The sequence below is a fragment of the Amycolatopsis ponsaeliensis genome, from assembly GCF_030182635.1.
Taxonomy (GTDB): domain Bacteria; phylum Actinomycetota; class Actinomycetes; order Mycobacteriales; family Pseudonocardiaceae; genus Amycolatopsis; species Amycolatopsis ponsaeliensis.
The window spans coordinates 26,272-47,886 of sequence record NZ_JAPZLD010000067.1; the positions used below are offsets into that span (position 1 = coordinate 26,272).

Annotated in this window: 1 protein-coding gene and 1 pseudogene; both read left to right on the forward strand. The window is 73.8% G+C overall.

Annotation, left to right across the window (positions count from 1 at the left end):
• Nucleotides 1–393: 393 nt before the first annotated feature.
• Nucleotides 394–13,767: pseudogene (locus tag QQ657_RS51460) on the forward strand (type I polyketide synthase); the annotation flags it as partial.
• A gap of 43 nt (nucleotides 13,768–13,810) precedes the next feature.
• A partial coding sequence (locus QQ657_RS51465; protein WP_284749789.1) for a type I polyketide synthase occupies nucleotides 13,811–21,615 on the forward strand: 7,805 nt, incomplete at its 3' end.

Genomic DNA, 21,615 nt, shown 5'->3' on the forward strand with positions numbered 1-21,615 from the left:
ACGACACGCGTACCCAGCCGGACGACACGCGTACCCCGACGGACGACACGGCCGGACCCCCTGCCGGCGTCGTGTCGTCCATCGGAGTACGCGTGTTCGCCATCCAGGTACGCGTGTCGTCCAGCCGGGTGCGCGTGTCGTCCACTCGGCTCGGCTCGGCCGCCTGGCTCGCCTGGCCTGGCGCGGGCGTGGGCGTGGCGGGTGGCGTCTTGAATGAGTCATTCAGGACCTCCGAAGACCTGAATGACTCATTCAAGACGTTCGCGGGCCCGGCCCCACCCGGCCCGGAGGCGCGAAGTCTAGGGATTTGCGGGTCCCCCATGCGTTTCACTCGAGGCGACCACGCCGTGAACCTGGAGGTACCTGGTGGCACTGTCTTCGGACAAGGACAAGGTCGTCGAAGCGCTCCGGGCGTCCTTGCGGGACAACAAACGGCTCCGCGAGCAGAACGACCGGCTCTCGGCCGCCTCCAGGGAACCGATCGCCGTCGTCGCGATGAGCTGCCGCTTCCCCGGGGGCGTCACCTCCCCGGAACAGCTGTGGGACCTCCTGCGCGACGGCACCGACGCCATCGGAAGCTTCCCCGCCGACCGGAACTGGACCGCCGACGAGCTCGGCGGCAGCAATACCGCCGAGGGTGGTTTCCTCGACAACGCCGGTGACTTCGACCCCGGCTTCTTCGGCATCTCGCCGCGCGAAGCCCTCGCCATGGACCCGCAGCAGCGGCTGCTCCTCGAAGTCTCCTGGGAGACCTTCGAACGCGCGGGGCTGGACCGGAAAGCACTGCAAGCCAGCGACACCGGCGTCTTCATCGGCTGCAGCAACCAGGCCTACGGCTCCACCGACCTCGACGCCCTGCCCGACGAGGTCCGCGGCCACCTGCTCACCGGCAGCGCCGTGTCCGTCGCGTCGGGCCGGCTCGCCTACACCTTCGGCCTCGAAGGCCCCACCGTCACCGTCGACACCGCCTGCTCGTCCTCGCTCGTCGCGCTGCACCTCGCCGTGCAGGCGCTGCGCGCGGGCGAATGCTCGATGGCGCTCGCCGGCGGCGTCACCGTGATGGCCACGCCCGCCGTCTTCGTCGAGTTCACCAGCCAGGGCGGGGTTTCCGCGTCCGGCCGGTGCCAGTCGTTCGCCGACACCGCCGACGGCACCGGGTGGGGCGAGGGCGCCGGCGTGCTGCTCGTCGAACGGCTGTCCGACGCCCGCAAGAACGGCCATCCGGTGCTCGCCGTCCTGCGCGGCTCCGCGGTCAACTCCGACGGCGCGTCCAACGGCCTCACCGCCCCCAACGGCCTTTCGCAGCAACGCGTCATCCGCGCCGCGCTCGCCAACGCCGGCCTCAAACCGTCCGAAGTGGACGCCGTCGAGGCGCACGGCACCGGGACCACGCTGGGCGACCCGATCGAGGCGCAGGCCCTGCTCGCGACCTACGGCCGGGACCGTGAGCAGCCTCTCCGGCTCGGCTCGATCAAGTCCAACATCGGGCACACCCAGGCCGCCGCCGGCGTGGCCGGCGTGATGAAGATGGTCCTGGCCCTGCGCCACGGCGAACTGCCCCGCACGCTGCACGTCGCCGAGCCCTCCACGCAGGTCGACTGGACTCGGGGCGCCGTCGAGCTGCTGACCGAGCACACCGCCTGGCCCGAGACCAGTGCGCCTCGCCGGGCCGGGGTCTCGTCGTTCGGCGTCGGCGGCACCAACGCCCACGTCGTCCTCGAAGCCGCCCCCGCGTCCGCACCGGAGGAAACCGAAGCACCGCAGGGACCGACCACCTGGGTGCTGTCCGCCCGCACCGCCGAGGCCCTGCGCGAGCAAGCCGACCTGCTCCGCAAGCACGTCACCGACGAAAAGCCCGGCGACGTCGGCCTGTCGCTCGCCACCGCCCGCACCGCCTGGGAACACCGCGCCGCAGTGGTCGGCAGCACCGTCGAAGACCTGGTCCGAGGCCTCGACGCGGTCGCCGACGCGACGCCGTCGGCCGAGGTCGTCCGGGGCGTCGCCGCGACGCTGGGCAAGACGGCCTTCGTCTTCCCCGGCCAGGGCGCGCAGTGGGCCGGGATGGCCGTCGACCTGCTCGGCGAGCCCGTGTTCGCGGCCAGGATGGCCGAGTGCGCCGCCGCGCTCGCTCCGCACGTCGACTGGACCCTGACCGACGTCCTGAGCGACGCCGACGCCCTGGCCCGGGTCGACGTCGTGCAGCCGGCCTCCTGGGCCGTGATGGTCTCGCTCGCCGCGCTCTGGCAGTCGGCGGGTGTGCGGCCCGGCGCCGTCGTCGGGCACTCCCAGGGCGAGATCGCCGCCGCGTGCGTCGCGGGCGCACTGTCCCTCGAGGACGGTGCCCGCGTGGTCGCGCTCCGGAGCAAGCTCATCGCGGAGGTGCTCGCGGGCAAGGGCGGGATGGCGTCGGTTGCCTTGTCCCTGGACGAAGTCACCGCCCGGCTGGACAGCCGGATCAGCGTCGCGGCGGTCAACGGCCCCGGCTCGGTCGTGCTGTCCGGCGAACCGGAAGCGCTCGACGAGCTCGTCGAAACCTGTGCGGCCGAAGGCATTCGCGCCCGCCGCATCCCGGTGGACTACGCCTCGCACTCCGCGCACGTGGAGGCGATCGAGGACGCCTTGCTCGAAGCACTCGCCCCGATCACCCCGCGCGAAGCCGAGATCCCGCTCCACTCCGCGGTGCTCGGCGAGCGGATCGACACCGGCACGATGGACGCCGGCTACTGGTACCGGAACCTGCGCCAGACGGTCCTGTTCGACACGGCCGTGCGCGGCCTCGCCGACGCCGGGTTCACCACGTTCGTCGAGGTCAGCGCCCATCCCGTGCTCGCCGCCGCCGTCGAGGAGACCTTGGACGGGCCCGTCGTCGTCGGGTCGCTGCGCCGCGGGGAAGGCGGCCTGCCGCGCTTCCTGACGTCGCTGGGCGAGCTGTGGAGCCGAGGCGCCCCGATCGACTGGGCCGGGCTCTTCCCCGGCGCGCGGCTCGTCGACCTGCCCACCTACCCCTTCCAGCGCGAACGCTATTGGCTGACCGCCGCCGAGAAGGCCTCAGGCGCGGCCGACGATCAGTTCTGGTCCGCCGTGGACAGTGGGGACGCCGAAAGCCTCGCCGCCTCGCTGGACGTGGACGCGACGGCGCTCGCCGACGTCCTGCCCGGGCTCGCCCAGTGGCACAAGCGCCGCCACGATCAGTCCGTTGTGGACGACTGGCGGTACCGGATCGCCTGGCGGCCCTCGACTCCGTCCGAAGTGGACTTCGGCGGACGCTGGCTGGTCGTCGCCCCCGCCGGATACCCGGCCGGCGACCTCGTCGAGGGCTTGGCAGCGCACGGCGCCGAGCCGGTCCTGGTGGCCGTCGAGCCCGGTGCGGACCTTCCGGAGCTGCCCACCGAAGGTGTCACCGGCGTCCTGTCGTTGCTCGCTTTCGCCGAAGACGGCCTCTACGCCACCATCGAGCTGGTCCGGGCCGTGACCGCACCGCTGTGGCTGCTGACCCGCGGTGCCGTCTCCACCGGCCGCTCCGACCGGCTCACCAGCCCGGAGCAGGCCCGGATCTGGGGCATGGGCCGCGTCGTGGGCCTCGAACACCCGGACCGCTGGGGCGGCCTGATCGACCTGCCCGAAGACCTCGATGAGCGCGCGCTCGGCCGCCTGGCCCGGGTGCTCGCCGACGCGAGCGAAGACCAGGTCGCGATCCGGGCGGCCGGAGCGCTGGTCCGCCGCCTGGTTCCGGCGCCGCTCGGCGTCACCCGCCCCGCTCGCGAGTGGCGGACGAGCGGAACCGCGCTGGTCACCGGCGGCACCGGGGCACTCGGCGGGCACGTGGCCCGCTGGCTGGCCGCCGCGGGTGCCGAGCACCTCGTCCTCACGAGCCGTCGTGGTCTCGACGCGGATGGCGCCGCCGAACTGCGCGACGAGCTGACGGCGCTCGGCGTCGAGGTGACCATCGCCGCCTGCGACGTCGCCGATCGCGACGCACTGGCCGCCCTGCTCGCCGAGATCGAGCCCCGTACCGTCGTGCACGCGGCCGGGGTGGGCCGCTCGGCCGCCCTCGCCGACACCGACCGTGCCGAGGTCGCCGACACGCTGCGCGCGAAGGTGGACGGCGCCGTCAACCTCGACGCCCTGCTCACCGGGGACCTCGACGCGTTCGTCCTGTTCTCCTCCAACGCCGGGGTCTGGGGCGGCGGTGGCCAGGCCGCGTACGCCGCGGCCAACGCGGCCCTCGACGCCCTCGCACAGCACCGCCGGGACCGCGGCCTCACCGCTACCTCCGTGGCGTGGGGCGCCTGGGCCGGCGCCGGCATGACCGGCAACGACTCCGGGGAGCAGCTGCGCCGCCGCGGCATCCGCGCGATGGACCCGGCGCTCGCCCTCACCGTGCTGGGCCAGGCACTCGACGCGGACGAGACGTTCCTGTCCGTCGCGGACATGGACTGGGCCCGGTTCGCCCCGGCCTTCACCGCGGCCCGCCCGCGGCCCCTGCTCGACGAGCTGCCCGGCGTCCACGACGCGCTCACGGCGACGCCCGTCGAGACCGATTCTTCCTTTGCGCAAAGGCTTTCCGGCCTGAGCGAGTCCGCTCGGGCCGAAGCGCTGCTCGACCTCGTGCGGGCCGAGACCGCCGCCGTCCTCGGCTACCCCGGTGCGGGCTCGGTCGAGCCCGACCGCGCCTTCCGCGACCTGGGCGTCGACTCCCTGATCGCCCTGGAAGTGCGCAACCGGCTCGTCGCGGCGACCGGGCTCAAGCTGCCCGCCGTCGTGCTCTTCGACCACCCGGACCCGCGGCGGCTCGCCGCGCTGCTGGGGCACAAGCTGCTCGACGCCGGCCCCGTGGCAGTCGAGCGGCTTGTGTCCCGGGCGGACGCGGACGAGCCGATCGCCATCGTGTCGATGGCGTGCCGCCTGCCCGGCGACGTGCGCTCGCCGGAAGACCTGTGGGACCTGGTTTCCGCCGGCGCCGAGGGCATGTCGGCCTTCCCGGTGAACCGAGGCTGGGAACTCGACGGTGTGGGCGGTTTCGTCCACGACGCCGACGAGTTCGACGCCGCCTTCTTCGGGATCTCACCCCGGGAAGCCCTCGCTATGGACCCGCAGCAGCGGCTGCTGCTGGAGAGCGCGTGGGAGGTCTTCGAGCGCGCCGGGATCGACCCGCGTTCCCTGCGCGGCAGCGCGGCCGGCGTGTTCGTCGGCTGTGGCACGCAGGGTTACGCGACCGGCCACACCGGAGCGGCGGAAGAGGTCGAAGGCCATCTGCTCACCGGGAACGCCGGCGCGGTCGTGTCCGGGCGAGTGTCCTATGTGCTCGGTCTCGAAGGCCCGGCGGTGACCGTCGACACGGCGTGCTCGTCGTCGCTGGTGGCGCTGCACCTGGCCGCCCAGTCGGTCCGCTCCGGCGAGTCGTCGATGGCGGTGGCCGGCGGTGTCACGGTGATGGCGACGCCGGGGGCGTTCCAGGAGTTCGCCAAGCAGGGCGGCCTGGCCGGTGACGGCCGGTGCAAGTCTTTCGCCGACTCGGCGGACGGCACCGGCTGGGGCGAGGGGGTCGCGCTCGTGCTCGTCGAGCGCCTCTCGGACGCACAACGCCTCGGCCACCCGGTGCTCGCGCTGCTGCGCGGCTCGGCGATGAACCAGGACGGTGCGTCGAACGGCCTGAGCGCCCCGAACGGCCCGTCGCAGCAACGCGTGATCCGCGCCGCGCTCGCGAACGCCGGCCTGGCACCGTCCGATGTGGACGCCGTCGAGGCGCACGGGACCGGCACGACGCTGGGCGACCCGATCGAGGCGCAGGCCCTGCTGGAAACGTACGGCCAGCACCGGGACCGGCCGCTGTGGCTGGGCTCGGTCAAGTCCAACGTCGGCCACACCCAGGCCGCGTCGGGCGCGGTCGGCGTGCTCAAGATGGTGCTCGCCCTGCGCGGCGGAACGCTGCCGAAGACACTGCACGTGGACCGGCCGTCGGACCGGGTGGACTGGTCGTCCGGCGAGGTGCGGCTGCTGACGGAGGCTCAGGACTGGCCGCGGGGCGACCGGCCGCGTCGCGCGGGCGTGTCGTCGTTCGGGGTCAGCGGCACCAACGCGCACGTCATTATCGAGGAGCCGCCCGCGGTTCCGGCTGTCCACAATGAACCCGAAGCCGGTGTCGTGCCCTGGGTGCTTTCGGGACGGACCGAGCAGGCGGTACGGGACGCCGCCCGCGGTCTGCCCGACGGCGACCCGGTCGACATCGCGCTCGCACTGGCCGCGCGTTCGGCGTTCGAATACCGGACCGTGGTGGTGGGAGACGGTCGCGACGACCTGCTCGCCGGGCTCGGCGCGACGACCCCGGTCCTCGCGGAGCCGGGCAAGACGGCTTTCCTCTTTTCCGGCCAAGGTTCGCAGCGCGTCGGGATGGGGGCGGAGCTGTACGAGCGGTTCCCGCTCTTCGCGGACGCGTTCGACGCGATCTGTGCGCTGGTCGACGCGGAGCTGGACCGGCCGTTGCGGGAAGTCGTCTTCGGCGACGCTTCGCTGCTGGACGAGACGGGGTATACGCAGCCCGCGTTGTTCGCGATCGAGGTGGCGCTGTTCCGGTTGCTGGAGTCGTGGGGAGTGGTCCCGGAGCACGTTGCCGGGCATTCGATCGGTGAGATTGCCGCGGCGCACGTCGCGGGCGTGCTGTCCCTTGAGGACGCTTGCCGGCTGGTGGCCGCTCGGGCGAGCCTGATGCAGGCGCTGCCGACCGGCGGCGCGATGCTGGCCGTGCAGGCCACCGAGGACGAAGTTGCCGTGGTCCTGACCGACGGCGTCGGCTTGGCCGCGGTGAACGGTCCCGAGGCTGTGGTGGTGTCCGGTGAAGTCGAAGCCGTCGAAGCGGTGGAGCGGCACTTCGCCGGGCTGGGCCGGAAGGTCCGGCGGCTGACGGTGTCGCACGCGTTCCACTCCGCGCTGATGGACCCGATGCTGGACGGGTTCGCCAGCGTGGCCGGTTCGCTGTCCTTCGCCGCGCCGAAGATCCCGCTGGTGTCCACTGTGTCCGGTCGCCTGGCCGGCGACGAGATCCTGACGCCGGAGTACTGGGTGCGCCAGGTCCGCGAGCCGGTCCGGTTCGCCGACGCTACGGCCGCGCTCGCCGGCCTCGGCGTGACGCGCGGGCTCGAACTCGGACCCGACGGCGTGCTCTCGGCACTGGCCGCGTTCCCCGCGCTTCCGCTGCTGCGCAAGGACCGAGCCGAATACGCGAGTCTGCTCACCGCGTTGGGCGACGCGCACACGCGGGGCCACACCGTCGACTGGCGTGCGGTCCTGCACGCGGCGCACCCGGGGCGACCCGACGGCGCCGTCACGCTGGCGACGTACCCGTTCCAGCGCACGCGCTTCTGGCTGGACACCCGCCCGGCGCCCGACGAGCGGTTCTGGGCGGCCGTCGAGAGTGGCGACGTCGAGGCCTTGGCGGCCTGGCGCGACCGCGGCCAGCCTCCGGTCGGGCAGTACGAAGTCACCTGGACGCTCGTCGACACCGACGAGACCTCGCTCGACGGCCGGTGGCTCGCGGTGGTCCCCGCCGGTGCGGACACCGCGCTCCTCGACGACGTCCTCGAAGTCGGCCCCGCCGACGATCGTGCCGCCCTCGGCGCTCGCCTGCGGGGCCGGGAACTCGACGGCATCCTGTCCACTTTGGACGTCGAAGGCCAGCTCGCGCTGGTCCAGGCCCTCGGCGACGCGGAGATCGACGCGCCGCTGTGGTGCGTCACCCGGGGCGCGGTGGCCGCGGCCGAAGGGGACGTGCCGGACCCGGCGCAAGCGATGGTCTGGGGCCTCGGGCGCACCGTCGCGCTGGAGCACCCGCACCGCTGGGGCGGTCTGGTCGACCTCCCCGCCGACGTGGACGACGAGACGCTCGGCCGCCTCCGCGCGATCCTCGGCGGCGCAACCGGCGAAGACCAGGTCGCCCTCCGCGACTCAGGGGTGCTGGCCCGCCGCCTCACCCGCCGAGGGGTCGTGAGTGAGAAACAGCGTTCTAACCCTGTTTCCCACTCACGACCGGCCCCGTGGCAGCCGAGCGGCACGGTGCTGGTCACCGGCGGCACCGGCGCGCTCGGCCGGCACGTCGCGAGGTGGCTGGCCGAGGCCGGGGCCGAACGCCTGGTCCTGACCAGCCGTCGCGGTCTCGACGCGCCCGGCGCCCGCGAGCTGGCTGCCGAGCTGACCGGACTCGGCGCCCGGGTCGACGTCCTGGCCTGCGACGTCACCGACCGCGCGGCGCTCGAAGCGACCCTCGAATCCGTCGGCGACCTCACCGCCGTCGTGCACACCGCGGGCGTCCTGGCCGACGGCGTCGTCGAAGCCCTGACCCCGGAACGCCTGGCCGAGGTCGTCGACGCGAAGGCCGTCTCCGCTGGGCACCTGCACGAACTCACCGCCGGGCTCGAGGCGTTCGTCCTCTTCTCCTCCTGCGCCGGCACGTTCGGCGCGGCCGGGCAGGGCAACTACGCCGCCGCCAACGCCTACCTCGACGCGCTCGCCGAGCAGAGAAGGGCGCAGGGGCTGGCGGCGACGTCGATCGCCTGGGGGCCGTGGGCCGACGGCGGGATGGCCACCGCGGCCGCCGCCGAAGAGCACCTCGGCCGCACCGGGCTCGCCCCGCTGCAGCCCGGCCGGGCCATCACCGCGCTGCGGTCCGCGGTCGACGGCGGCGGCGCGGCCGTCACCGTCGCCGACGTCGGCTGGGAGCGGTTCGCCGCCGCGCTCACCGCGCACCGCCCGAGCCCGCTCATCGCCGGCCTGCCCGAGGTGCGGCGGCTCGCGCCGGCCACCGCGGGTTCGCTCGACCTCGCCGGACTGTCGACAACGGACGCCGACCGGCTGCTGCTCAAGCTGGTGCGCGAGCAGGTCGCCTTCGCCCTCGGCCACCGCTCGGCCGACGACGTCGCGGCCGGCCGCACCTTCAAGGAACTCGGCTTCGACTCGCTGACCGCCGTCGAGCTGCGCAACCGTCTCGACACCGCCACCGGACTCCGGCTCCCGGCCACCCTCGCGTTCGACTACCCGACCGCGACGGCGCTGGCGTCCTACCTGCGCACCGAACTGCTCGGCGAGGCCGAGGCCGAACACAAGACCGTCGTGCAGGACACCGACGAGCCCATCGCCATCGTCGGCATGAGCTGCCGGTTCCCCGGCGGCGTACGGACCCCGGACGCACTCTGGGCCCTGCTCGCCGAGGGCCGCGACGCCGTCTCGGAGTTCCCCGCCGACCGCGGCTGGGACACCGACGCGCTCTACGACCCCGACCCCGACCACGCGGGCACGACCTACGTGCGCGAAGGCGGTTTCCTGGCCGGCGCCGACCGGTTCGACGCCGAGTTCTTCGGGATCTCGCCGCGCGAAGCACTGGCCATGGACCCCCAGCAACGGCTGTTGCTGGAGGCCTCCTGGGAAGCCCTGGAGCAGGCGGGCATCGACCCCCTGTCCGTGCGCGGTGCCCCGGTCGGGGTGTTCGCCGGGACCAACGGGCAGGACTACACCGCGGCGCTGCACTTCGGTGAGGAGAGCGTCGACGGCTACCTCGCCACCGGCAGCGCGGGCAGTGTCCTTTCCGGACGGATCGCCTACGAGCTCGGGCTGGAGGGCCCGGCGATGACCGTCGACACGGCGTGCTCGGCGTCGCTGGTCGCCCTGCACCTGGCCGCCCAGTCGCTGCGGGCGGGCGAATGCTCGTTGGCGCTGGCGGGCGGCGTGACGATCATGTCGACCCCCGGCCTGTTCGTCGAGTTCAGCCGGCAGCGCGGCCTCGCGAAGGACGGGCGCTGCAAGGCTTTCGCCGACGAGGCGGACGGCACCGGCTGGGGTGAAGGCGTCGGCGTCGTCCTCGTCGAACGGCTGTCCGACGCCCGCCGCAACGGCCACCCGGTGCTCGCGATCGTCCGGGGCAGCGCGGTCAACCAGGACGGCGCATCGAACGGCCTGACCGCCCCGAACGGTCCTTCGCAGCAGCGGGTCATCCGCGCGGCACTGGCCAACGCGGGCCTGACACCGTCCGATGTGGACGCCGTCGAGGCGCACGGCACGGGCACGACCTTGGGCGACCCGATCGAAGCGCAGGCCCTGCTGGCGACCTACGGCCGCGACCGCGCCGCGGAAGAACCACTGTGGCTCGGCTCGATCAAGTCCAACGTCGGGCACACGCAGGCCGCGGCGGGCGTCGCCGGGGTCATCAAGATGGTCCTGGCCCTGCGGCACGGCGTGCTGCCCGCGACCCTGCACGTCGGCGAGCCCTCGCGGCACGTCGACTGGGACAGCGGCGCGGTCTCTCTGCTGACCGAGTCACGGCCGTGGCCCGAGCGCGAAGGACCGCGCCGCGCCGGGATCTCGTCGTTCGGCGTCAGCGGCACGAACGCACACATCATCGTGGAACAGGTTTCCGAACCGCCAGTCGAATCTACTGTGGACGTCGAAGGGGCGTTGACCCCTTGGGTGATCTCCGCCCGGTCGGAGGCGGCGGTCCGTGACCGGGTGGCCGCGCTGGCCGAGGTGTCCGGGAGCGTCGCCGAGATCGCCTGGTCGCTGGTCAGCACCCGGTCCCAGTTCGAACACCGCGCGGTCATCCTCGATGATCACCGCGAACTGATTGCCGCTGTCACCGGAACCGCCGGAGCTGCGGGGGAGACGGTGTTCGTCTTCCCCGGTCAGGGCGCGCAGTGGGCGGGCATGGCGGTCGGCCTGCTCGACGAGCCCGTGTTCGCGCAGCGGCTCGGCGAATGCGCGGAAGCGCTGGCTCCGCACGTCGACTGGTCGCTGACCGAAGCGCTGGGCGACGCGGACGCCCTGGCCAGGGTCGACGTCGTGCAGCCCGCCTCTTGGGCCGTGATGGTGTCCCTGGCCGCGCTCTGGCGCGCGCACGGGATCGAGCCCGACGCCGTCGCCGGGCACTCGCAGGGCGAGATCGCGGCCGCGGTCGTCGCGGGTGGACTGTCCCTCGAGGACGGTGCCAAGGTCGTCGCATTGCGCAGCAAGGCGATCGCCGCCGGACTCGCCGGACAAGGTGGCATGGCCTCGATCGCGCTCGGCGCCGAGCGCGTCGCGGACCTGCTGCCGGACGGCGTCGCGATCGCGGCGTTCAACAGCCCGACCTCGACGGTCGTGTGCGGTGACCCGGCCGCACTGGACGAGCTGATCGCCCGGTGCACGGACCAGGACATCCGCGCCCGGCGCATCCCGGTCGACTACGCCTCCCACTCCGTCTACGTCGAGGGCATCCGCGACGAGCTGCACGAAGTCCTGGCGGGTCTGAGCCCCCGCACGGGCGACGTCCCGTTCTACTCCGCGGTCACGGCCGAGCCGGTCGATACCGCAACGCTGGACGCCGGGTACTGGTACCGGAACCTGCGCGAGCCGGTCCGCTTCCTGGACACGACGCAGGCCCTCATCGAGCGGGGACACCGGTTCTTCGTCGAGGTCAGCCCGCACCCGGTGCTGCTGTCCGCCGTCCAGGAGACCCTCGACGACACCCCGGGCGTCGTCGTCGGGACGCTCCGGCGCGGCGAAGGCGGCCCACGCCGTTTCCTGACCTCGGTCGCCGAGCTGTGGACCCAAGGGCACGACGTCGACTGGCGGACGTTCCTCCCCGAGGCGCGCACGATCGGCCTGCCCACCTACCCGTTCCAGCACCGGCGTTTCTGGCCGAAGACCGCGCAGCCCGCGGCGGCCACCGGCGACCCGGCCGACGACCGGTTCTGGGCCGCGGTCGAACGCGAGGACCTCGCGTCGATCGCCGACACCCTCGCCGTCGCGCCGGAACCCCTCGGCGACGTCCTGCCCGCGCTCGCGTCCTGGCGGCGCACCCGGCTCGAGAAATCCACTGTGGACGGGTGGCGCTACCGCATCACCTGGAAACCCCTCGCCACACAGGAAAAGGAGCTGACCGGCACCTGGCTGGTCGTGACGCCGGAAGGCAGCGACCACGCGTGGCTCGACGCGGCGAGGCAGGCCGTCGAGGACGCGGGCGCCACCGCCGTCCCGATCACCGTCGGGGCCACCGACCGCGCCGCGCTCGGCAAGCGCCTGGTCGACCTCGCTCCGGTCGACGGCGTGCTCTCCCTGCTGGCCCTCGACGCGACCGGGGACGCGGTGCTCCCGCGCGGCGTCGCGAACACCCTGCTCCTGACCCAGGCACTCGGCGACGCCGGGATCGCCGCCCCGCTGTGGCTCGCCACCGCGGGCGCGGTCGCCACCGGCCGGGGCGACACCGTGACCGACGCGGCACAGTCCCAGGTCTGGGGGCTCGGCCGGGTCATCGGCCTGGAGCACGCCGACCGCTGGGGCGGCCTGGTCGACCTGCCCGAAACGGCCGACGAGCGCGACCGGCAGCGGCTGGCCGGCATCCTGGCCGCGGCGGGCGACGAGGACCAGGTCGCCGTCCGCGCGTCCGGGGTGCTCACCCGCCGCCTGGTCCCGGCCCCGCTCGGCGATGGCGCTCCGGCCCGCGACTGGCGGCCGGACGGCGCCGTGCTGATCACCGGCGGCACCGGCGCGCTCGGCGCCCACGTCGCCCGCTGGCTCGCCGGCCGCGGCGCGCGACGCCTGGTGCTCACCAGCAGGCGTGGCGAAGCGGCGCCCGGCGCGGCCGAACTCCGCGAGGAGCTGACCGCGCTCGGCGCGACGACGACGATCGCCGCCTGCGACGTCGCCGACCGCGCGTCCCTGAAAACGCTGCTCGACGAGCTGGGCGAGCCCGTCCGGGCCGTCTTCCACGCGGCCGGGATCGTGCAGGGCACCGCGCTCGACGACACCGAACTGGCCGAGTTCGCCGAGGTCGTGTCGGCCAAGGTCGCCGGCGCCACGCACCTCGACGAGCTGCTGGAAGACGTCGACGCGTTCGTGCTGTTCTCCTCCAACGCCGGCGTCTGGGGCAGTGGCGGACAGGGCGCGTACGCGGCGGGCAATGCCTTCCTCGACGCGCTCGCCCAGCGACGTCGTGACCGCGGGCTCACCGCGACGTCGGTCGCGTGGGGTGCTTGGCAAGGCGCGGGCATGGCGGGCGACAACGACGCGGAGGAGCACCTGCGCCGCCGCGGCGTGGGCGCGATGCCGCCGGAGCGGGCGCTGCTCGCGCTGGGACAGGCGATCGACCGCGACGAGACCGTCCTCACCGTCGCCGACGTCGACTGGGAGCGGTTCGTGCAGGGCTTCACCGCCGCGCGGCCGCGTCCGCTGCTCGACGCCCTCCCCGCCGTCCGCCGGGCCCTGGAAGCCCGGCCGGCCGAGGCCGAGTCGACGCCGGCGGACTTCGCGAGCCGGCTGACCGGTCTGCCGCCCGTCGAGCAGGAACGGGTGGTCCTCGACCACGTCCGCGACGCCATCGCCCGGGTGCTCGGGCACGCGGGCGCCGAGGAGATCGACGCGAACCGGCCGTTCAAGGAGATCGGCTTCGACTCCCTGACCGCGGTGGAGCTGCGCAACCGGTTGCGCGCGGCGACCGGGCTCAAGCTGCCCGCCACCCTCGTCTTCGACCACCCGACGCCCTCGGCGCTGGCCGGGTTCCTGCTCTCGGCGCTGGTCGGCGAGGAAGTCTCGGTCCTGGGGGAACTGGACCGGATCGAGGCGCTGGTTTCAGGGGTTTCCCCAGAGGATGACGCCTTTGGTCTTATTACCAGCCGACTTCAGACCATGCTGAACAAGCTGGGAGAGGCCCGGGCGTCCGACGGCCGTCCCCGGGCCGCCCAGCAGCTCGAAGGCGCGACGGACGACGAGATTTTCGACTTCATCCACCGGGAGCTAGGCAGGTCGTGACGCCCGGCGCCGGTGGACCGCACAAGGACCACAGGCGAGGGCGCTGGTGAACGAAGACAAGCTCCGGGACTACCTGAAGTGGGTAACGACCGACCTTGCCGAGACCCGGCAACGCCTCCAGGAGCTGGAGGAGGGGGAGCGGGAGCCCATCGCGATCGTGGCGATGGGCTGCCGGTTCCCGGGCGGCGTGACCTCCCCGGAGGATCTTTGGGACCTCGTCGACGGCGGGACCGACGCGATGTCCGCGTTCCCCGCCGACCGCGGCTGGGACACCGACAGCGGCGACTACGCGCGTACCGGCGGGTTCATCGACACCGCCACGACGTTCGACCCGGCGTTCTTCGGCATCAGCCCGCGCGAGGCACTGGCCACCGACCCGCAGCAGCGGCTGCTGCTCGAAGTGTCGTGGGAGGTCTTCGAACGCGCCGGGATCGACCCCGGAACCCTCGCCGGGACGTCCGCGGGCGTCTTCGTCGGCTCGACGCCGTCCGGGTACGGCCTGGGCAGCGAGACCGACGACGTCGCCGGGCACCTGCTCACCGGCAACGCGGGCAGCGTCCTGTCCGGCCGGCTCGCCTACAGCTACGGCCTGGAAGGGCCCGCGGTCACCGTCGACACGGCGTGCTCGTCCGCGCTGGTCGCGCTGCACCTCGCCTGCCAGGCACTGCGCAAGCGGGAGTGCTCACTCGCGCTGGCCGGCGGCGCCACGATCATGTCGACCCCGGCCGTCTTCCTCGAGTTCGCCCGCCAGGGCGGGCTCTCCGGCGACGGCCGCTGCAAGCCGTTCGCCGAGGCCGCCGACGGCACCGGCTGGGGCGAGGGCGTCGGCCTGCTGCTGCTCGAGCGCCTGTCCGACGCGCGGCGCCGCAACCACCCCGTGCTCGCCGTGGTCGAGGGCTCGGCCGTCAACTCCGACGGCGCGTCCAACGGCCTGACCGCCCCGAACGGCCCGTCGCAGCAGCGGGTGATCCGCGCGGCCCTGGCCGCCGCCGGGCTCTCGCCCGCCGACGTCGACGTCGTCGAGGCGCACGGCACCGGCACCACGCTCGGCGACCCGATCGAGGCCCAGGCGCTGCTGGCCACCTACGGGCAGAACCGCCCGGCGGACCGGCCGCTGCGCGTCGGCGCGGTGAAGTCCAACATCGGGCACACCCAGGCCGCCTCCGGCGCGGCCGGTGTCATCAAGATGGTCCTGGCCCTGCGGCACGGGCACCTGCCGCACACCCTGCACCTGGACGAGCCGTCGTCCCACGTGGACTGGGCGGCCGGGTCGGTCGAGCTGCTGGGCGAGCCGATGCCGTGGCCGGAGCGCGACGCGCCCCGCCGGGCCGGCGTCTCCGCATTCGGCGTCAGCGGCACCAACGCCCACGTCCTGCTCGCCGAACCGCCCGCGGCCGAAGAGACGGAAGAAGTCCCGGCTTCGGCTGGGCCGTGGCCGTTCCTGGTGTCCGCGCGCGGCGCGGCCGCCCTGCGGGAGCAGGTCGTGAGCCTCCGGTCGGTTGCGGAGGACGAAAACCTGGCCGACCTCGCCTGGTCGCTGGGCACCGGCCGGGCGGCCCTGGACGACCGCGCGGTCGTCCTCGCCGACAGCCGTGACGAGCTGCTGCGCGGCCTCGACGCGCTCGCCGCGGACGGCGTCGCGCCGGGCCTGGTGCGGGGCGCGATCCGGCCGGGAAAGCTGGCGTTCCTCTTCACCGGCCAGGGTTCCCAGCGCGCCGGCATGGGCAGCGAGCTGGCCGCGCGGTTCCCGGCGTTCGCCACCGCCTTCGACGAGGTGTGCGCGGAGTTCGACCGCCACCTCGACCGTCCACTGCGGACGGTGATCGCTTCGGGCGAGCGTCTCGACGAGACCGCGTACACCCAGCCCGCGCTGTTCGCGGTCGAGGTCGCGCTGTTCCGGCTGGCCGAGTCCTGGGGGTACACCCCGGACTACCTGCTGGGCCACTCCATCGGCGAGCTGGTCGCCGCGCACCTGGCCGGGGTCCTCTCGCTGGCTGACGCGTGCACGCTGGTCGCCGCCCGCGGACGGCTGATGCAGGCGCTGCCCACCGGTGGCGCGATGGTCGCCGTCCAGGCGACCGAGGACGAAGTCGAGCTGGTGGACGGACTCTCGATCGCAGCCGTCAACGGGCCGTCGTCGCTCGTGCTCTCCGGGGACGAGGATGTCGTGCTGGCCGCGGCGGAGCGCTTCGCCGGGCTCGGCCGCAAGACCAAGCGTCTCGACGTTTCGCACGCGTTCCACTCCGCCCGCATGGACGGGATGCTCACCGAGTTCCGCCAGGTCCTCGGCGGTCTTACCTTCCACGCGCCGAAGATCGCGGTCGTCTCCAACGTCACCGGTACCCTCGCCGACCGGCTGACTTCGCCGGACTACTGGGTTTCGCACGTCCGCGAGGCCGTGCGGTTCGCCGACGGCGCCGGCTGGCTGAGCGAGGCCGGGGTGACCGGCTTCCTGGAGCTCGGCCCCGACGGCGCGCTGGCCGCGCTCGCCCAGGACTGCCTGCCCGCCGGTGCGGCCGTGGCCGCGCTCCTGCGCCGGGACCGCCCGGAGGCACCGGCCGCCCTGACCGGTCTCGCCCGGATGCACGTCTCCGGTCACGGACCCGACTGGTCGGCCGTGCTGGCCGGCGGCCGCCGCGTCGACCTGCCGACGTACCGCTTCCAGCGGCAGCGTTACTGGCTGGAGCCCGCGGCCCCCACCGGAACCGGGGACGATGAGTTCTGGTCCGCCGTGGACGCCGGGACCCTCGCCGAGGTGCTGAACCTGCCCGAGGGCGTGGCCGGCGACCTGCTGCCCGCGCTGTCGGCTTATCGCGCCAAGCGTCAGGAAAAGTCCACTGTGGACGCCTGGCGGTACGGGATCGACTGGACGCCGGTGTCGCCGGCGCCGAAGCCGCTTTCGGGGACCTGGCTGGCCGTAGTGCCGGCCGAGGACTTCACGTCACCGGTGCTCGACGCCTTGGTGCGCCGCGGATTCGTCCCCGCCACGCTTGACCGGCTGCCCGAGCACTCCGATGTGGACGGTGTGCTCTCGCTGCTGACTCTCGACGAAGACGCGTCCGTCACCACGACCTTGCTGCGCACGATCGAGCTGGTGCGCGGCGCGGCCGCCCCGATCTGGATCGCCACCCAGGGTGCCGTCTCCACCGGGCAGGCCGACCCGCTGAGCGCTCTTGGCCAGGCTCCGCTGTGGGGCCTCGGCCGGGTCGCCGCGCTGGAGTACCCGCAGCGCTGGGGCGGTCTGGTCGACCTGCCCGCCGAGCTGGACGACCGCGCCCTCGACCGGCTGGCGGCCGTCCTGACCTCGGCCGAGGACCAGGTGGCGCTGCGCGCGTCCGGCGTTTTCGGCCGCCGGCTCAAGCGGGCCACCGGCCCGGCCGCCGAGCCGTGGTCGCCCGCCGGAACCGTGCTGATCACCGGCGGCACCGGTGCGCTGGGCGCGGTCGTCGCGCGCACGCTCGCCGAAGCGGGGGCCGAGCACCTCGTCCTGGCCGGCCGCCGCGGTCTCGACGCCCCGGGCGCGACGGCGCTGCGGGACGAGCTGACCGCGCTCGGCACCCGGGTCACCGTCGCCGCCTGCGACGTCGCCGATCGCGACGCCGTGGCCGGCCTTCTCCGCGAACTGCCTGAACTCGACGCCGTGATCCACACCGCCGGTGTCCTCGACGACGCCGTGCTCGACGGGGTCACCGCCGAGCAGCTCGCCACGGTCTTCCGGCCCAAGCTCGACGCCGCCCGGCACCTCGACGAGCTGACCCGCGACCGCACCCTGTCCGCGTTCGTGCTGTTCTCGTCGTTCGCGGGCAGCCTCGGCGCGGTCGGCCAGGCCGCCTACGCCGCCGCCAACGCCGGCCTCGACGCCCTGGCCGAGCAGCGCCGCGCCGCCGGGCTGCCCGCCACCTCCGTGGCCTGGGGCCCGTGGGGCGGCAGCGGGATGGCGGCCGACGACCTGGTCGCCGACCGGATGCGCCGGGGTGGCGTGCCGCCGATGTCCCCGCGCCTGGCCGTCGCCGCGCTGCGCCGCGCGATCGGCGGCGGGGAAGCGAACCCCATCGTCGCCGACGTCGACTGGGCGAAGTTCGTGCCCGGGTTCACCACCACCCGCCCCAGCCCGCTGCTCGGCGACCTGCCCGAGGCGCGGGACGCGATGCACGCCCCCGAGGAAGCGTCCTTGGTCGCGCGGCTGGCCGGACTGTCCACTGAGGACCAGCAGGCACTCCTGCTCGACGTCGTCCGCGCGCAGGCCGCCGCCGTGCTCGCCTACTCCGGACCGGAGGCGGTCGAGCCCGAGCGGGCGTTCAAGGACCTCGGTATCGACTCGCTGACCGCCGTCGAGCTGCGCAACGGCCTCGGCGCCGCGACCGGGCGCGCGCTGCCCGCGACGCTCGTGTTCGACTACCCGACCCCGGCCGCCGTCGCGACCTACCTGCGCGAGGAGCTGGCCGGTTCCGCCGCGATGCCGGTCGTGACGCGGTCCGCCGCGGCCGTCGAGGACGAGCCGCTCGCCATCGTGTCGATGGCCTGCCGCCTGCCCGGCGGCGTGCGGTCGCCCGAAGACCTGTGGGACCTCCTGGCGGGCGGCCGCGACGCCGTCGGCACCTTCCCCGAGGACCGCGGCTGGCCCCTATCCGACCTGTACCACCCGGACCGCGACCACGAGGGCACCAGCTACACGCGCCACGGCGGTTTCCTCGACGGCGTGGCCGACTTCGACGCCGGCTTCTTCGGGATCTCGCCGCGCGAGGCCCTCGCCATGGACCCGCAGCAGCGGCTGCTGCTGGAGACCTCATGGGAGACGTTCGAGCGCGCGGGCATCGACCCGTCGTCGCTGCGCGGCGCCCAGGTCGGTGTCTACATCGGAACCAACGGCCAGGACTACGCGGCGTTGCTGCGCGAGTCCGGCGAGGGCAGCTCGGATGGCCACGCCGGGACCGGGAACGCCGGGTCGGTCGTCTCCGGCCGGATCTCCTACGTGCTGGGCCTGGAAGGTCCCGCCGTCACGGTCGACACCGCGTGCTCGTCGTCGCTGGTGGCGCTGCACTGGGCCGCGCAGTCGCTGCGCTCGGGCGAGTCCTCGATGGCGCTGGTCGGCGGCGTGACCGTGATGACGACGCCGGGTGCGTTCCTGGAGTTCAGCAAGCAGGGCGGGCTCGCCGAAGATGGCCGGTGCAAGGCGTTCGCCGACGGCGCGGACGGCACGGGCTGGGGCGAAGGCGTCGGCCTCATCCTCGTCGAGCGGCTTTCCGATGCCCGCCGCAACGGGCACCCGGTGCTGGCGCTGGTGCGTGGTTCCGCGGTGAACCAGGACGGCGCGTCGAACGGCCTCACGGCACCGAACGGTCCCTCGCAGCAACGGGTGATCCGGGCGGCGCTGGCGAACGCGGGCCTCGAACCGTCCGATGTGGACGCCGTCGAGGCACACGGCACCGGCACGACGCTGGGCGACCCGATCGAGGCCCAGGCGCTGCTGGCCACCTATGGCCGGGACCGCGAACAGCCGCTGTGGCTGGGTTCGCTGAAGTCCAACATCGGGCACACGCAGGCGGCGGCGGGCGTCGCCGGGATCATCAAGATGGTCCTGTCCCTGGGGCACGGCCTGCTGCCGAAGACGCTGCACGTCGACCAGCCGTCACGGCACATCGACTGGGACAGCGGCGCGGTCGCGCTGCTGACCGAGGCGCACCCCTGGCCGGAGCACGACGGACCGCGCCGCGCGGGCGTCTCATCCTTCGGCGTCAGCGGCACGAACGCCCACGTCATCCTCGAAGGCGTCCCGGCGGTCGAGGCCCCGTCCGCTTCGGACGGACTGGCTCCGTGGATCCTGTCCGGCCGGTCCGAAGCCGCGCTGCGGGACGCCGCGCGGGACCTGCTGCGGCTGCGGGACACCGACGTCGCGGCCGTGGCCGCCGGCCTGGCCGGACGCGCCGCGTTCGAGCACCGGGCCGTCGTGCTCGGCGCGGACTTCACCGAGCTGGCCACCGGGTTGACCGCCCTCGCGGCCGGCGGCCCGGCGGCGAACCTCGTCCGGGGCACGCAGAACGCCGGGAAGACGGCGTTCCTGTTCTCGGGCCAGGGTTCGCAGCGCGCCGGGATGGGTGCGGAGCTGTACGAGCGGTTCCCGGTGTTCGCGGACGCCTTCGACGCGGTCTGCGCCTTGGTGGACTCCTCTTTGGATCGGCCACTGCGGGAGGTCGTCTTCGGCGACGCTTCGGCGCTCGACGAGACCGGGTACACCCAGCCGGCGTTGTTCGCGGTCGAGGTGGCGTTGTTCCGATTGCTGGAGTCGTGGGGCGTCCGGCCGGACTACGTGGCCGGGCACTCGATCGGCGAGCTGGCCGCGGCGCACGTCGCGGGGGTGCTGTCCCTTGAGGACGCTTGCACGCTCGTCGCGGCACGAGCGAGTCTGATGCAGGCGTTGCCCACCGGTGGTGCGATGCTCGCCGTGCAGGCCACCGAAGACGAGGTCGCCGCCGTGCTGGGTGACGGCGCGGGTTTCGCGGCCATCAACGGTCCTCAAGCGACTGTCGTGTCCGGTGACGCGGACGCGGTCGCCGCGGTCGAGGAGCACTTCGCCGGGCTGGGCAGGAAGGTGCGGCGGCTCACGGTGTCGCACGCGTTCCACTCCGCGCTGATGGACCCGATGCTGGACGCGTTCGCGGCCGTCGCCGACGGGTTGGCCTTCCACGCGCCGAAGATCCCCGTAGTGTCCACTGTGTCCGGTCGCCTGGCCGGGGACGAGATCCTGACGCCGGTCTACTGGGTGCGCCAGGTCCGCGAGCCGGTGCGGTTCGCCGACGCCGTCGGCACGCTGAGCGGCCTGGGCGTCACCGGGTCCGTCGAGCTCGGCCCGGACGGGGTGCTCGCCGCGCTGGCGCAGGAGACCCTGCCCGCGACGGCGACGCTGCGGAAGGACCGGCCCGAGGAGCGGACGCTGCTCGCCGCGCTTGCCCGCCTGCACGTCTCCGGGCACGCGCCGGACTGGTCCGCGGTCCTGCGCCCGGCGTCGTTCGTCGTGCTGCCGACCTACCCCTTCCAACGCGAGCGCTTCTGGCCGCGCACGCCCGAGGCTGTCACCACTCCGGCCAACGTCGTCGACGGCGAGTTCTGGGCCGCGGTCGAAACCACGGACCTGTCCGCCCTCGCCTCGACCCTGGATGTCGCCGAAGCCGAGCTGTCCGGCCTCGAGACCGCCCTGCCGCTGCTCGCGCGGTGGCACGGGAACCGCGCCGATCTGTCTACTGTGGACAACTGGCGGTACGCCGTGAACTGGCGTCCGCTGACCTCGTCCGAAGGAACGCCGGGCAGCTGGCTGCTGGTGCTCCCGGAACACGGCGTCGAGCCGCACGTCCTGGCCGCGCTGACCGCAGGGATCGACTGCCGCCCCGTGCGCCTCGGTGACCTGCCCGGCATCGACGGTGAGTTCGCCGGCGTGCTGTCGCTGCTCGCCCTCGACGAGCGCCCCGCGCCGGACGCACCGGAGATCACGACCGGCCTCGCCGCGACCCTGGAACTCCTACAGTCGCTCGACGACGCCACCCCCTTGTGGGTTGCCACTTCGGGCGCGGTCTCCGTCGGCCGCGCCGACGCGGTCCGCAGCGCGACGCAGGCCGCGCTCTGGGGCTTCGGCCGCACCGCCGCCGTCGAACACGCCGACCGCTGGGGCGGCCTGGTCGACCTGCCCGCCGCCCTCGACGACCGTGCGGTCGCCCGGCTGGCGAGCGTGCTCGGCGGCACCGAGGACCAGGTCGCCGTCCGCGACTCCGCCGTCTTCGCCGCGCGCCTCGAACGCGCCCCCGCGACGGTGCCAGGGGTCGTGAGTGAGAAACAGCGTTCTAACCCTGTTTCCCA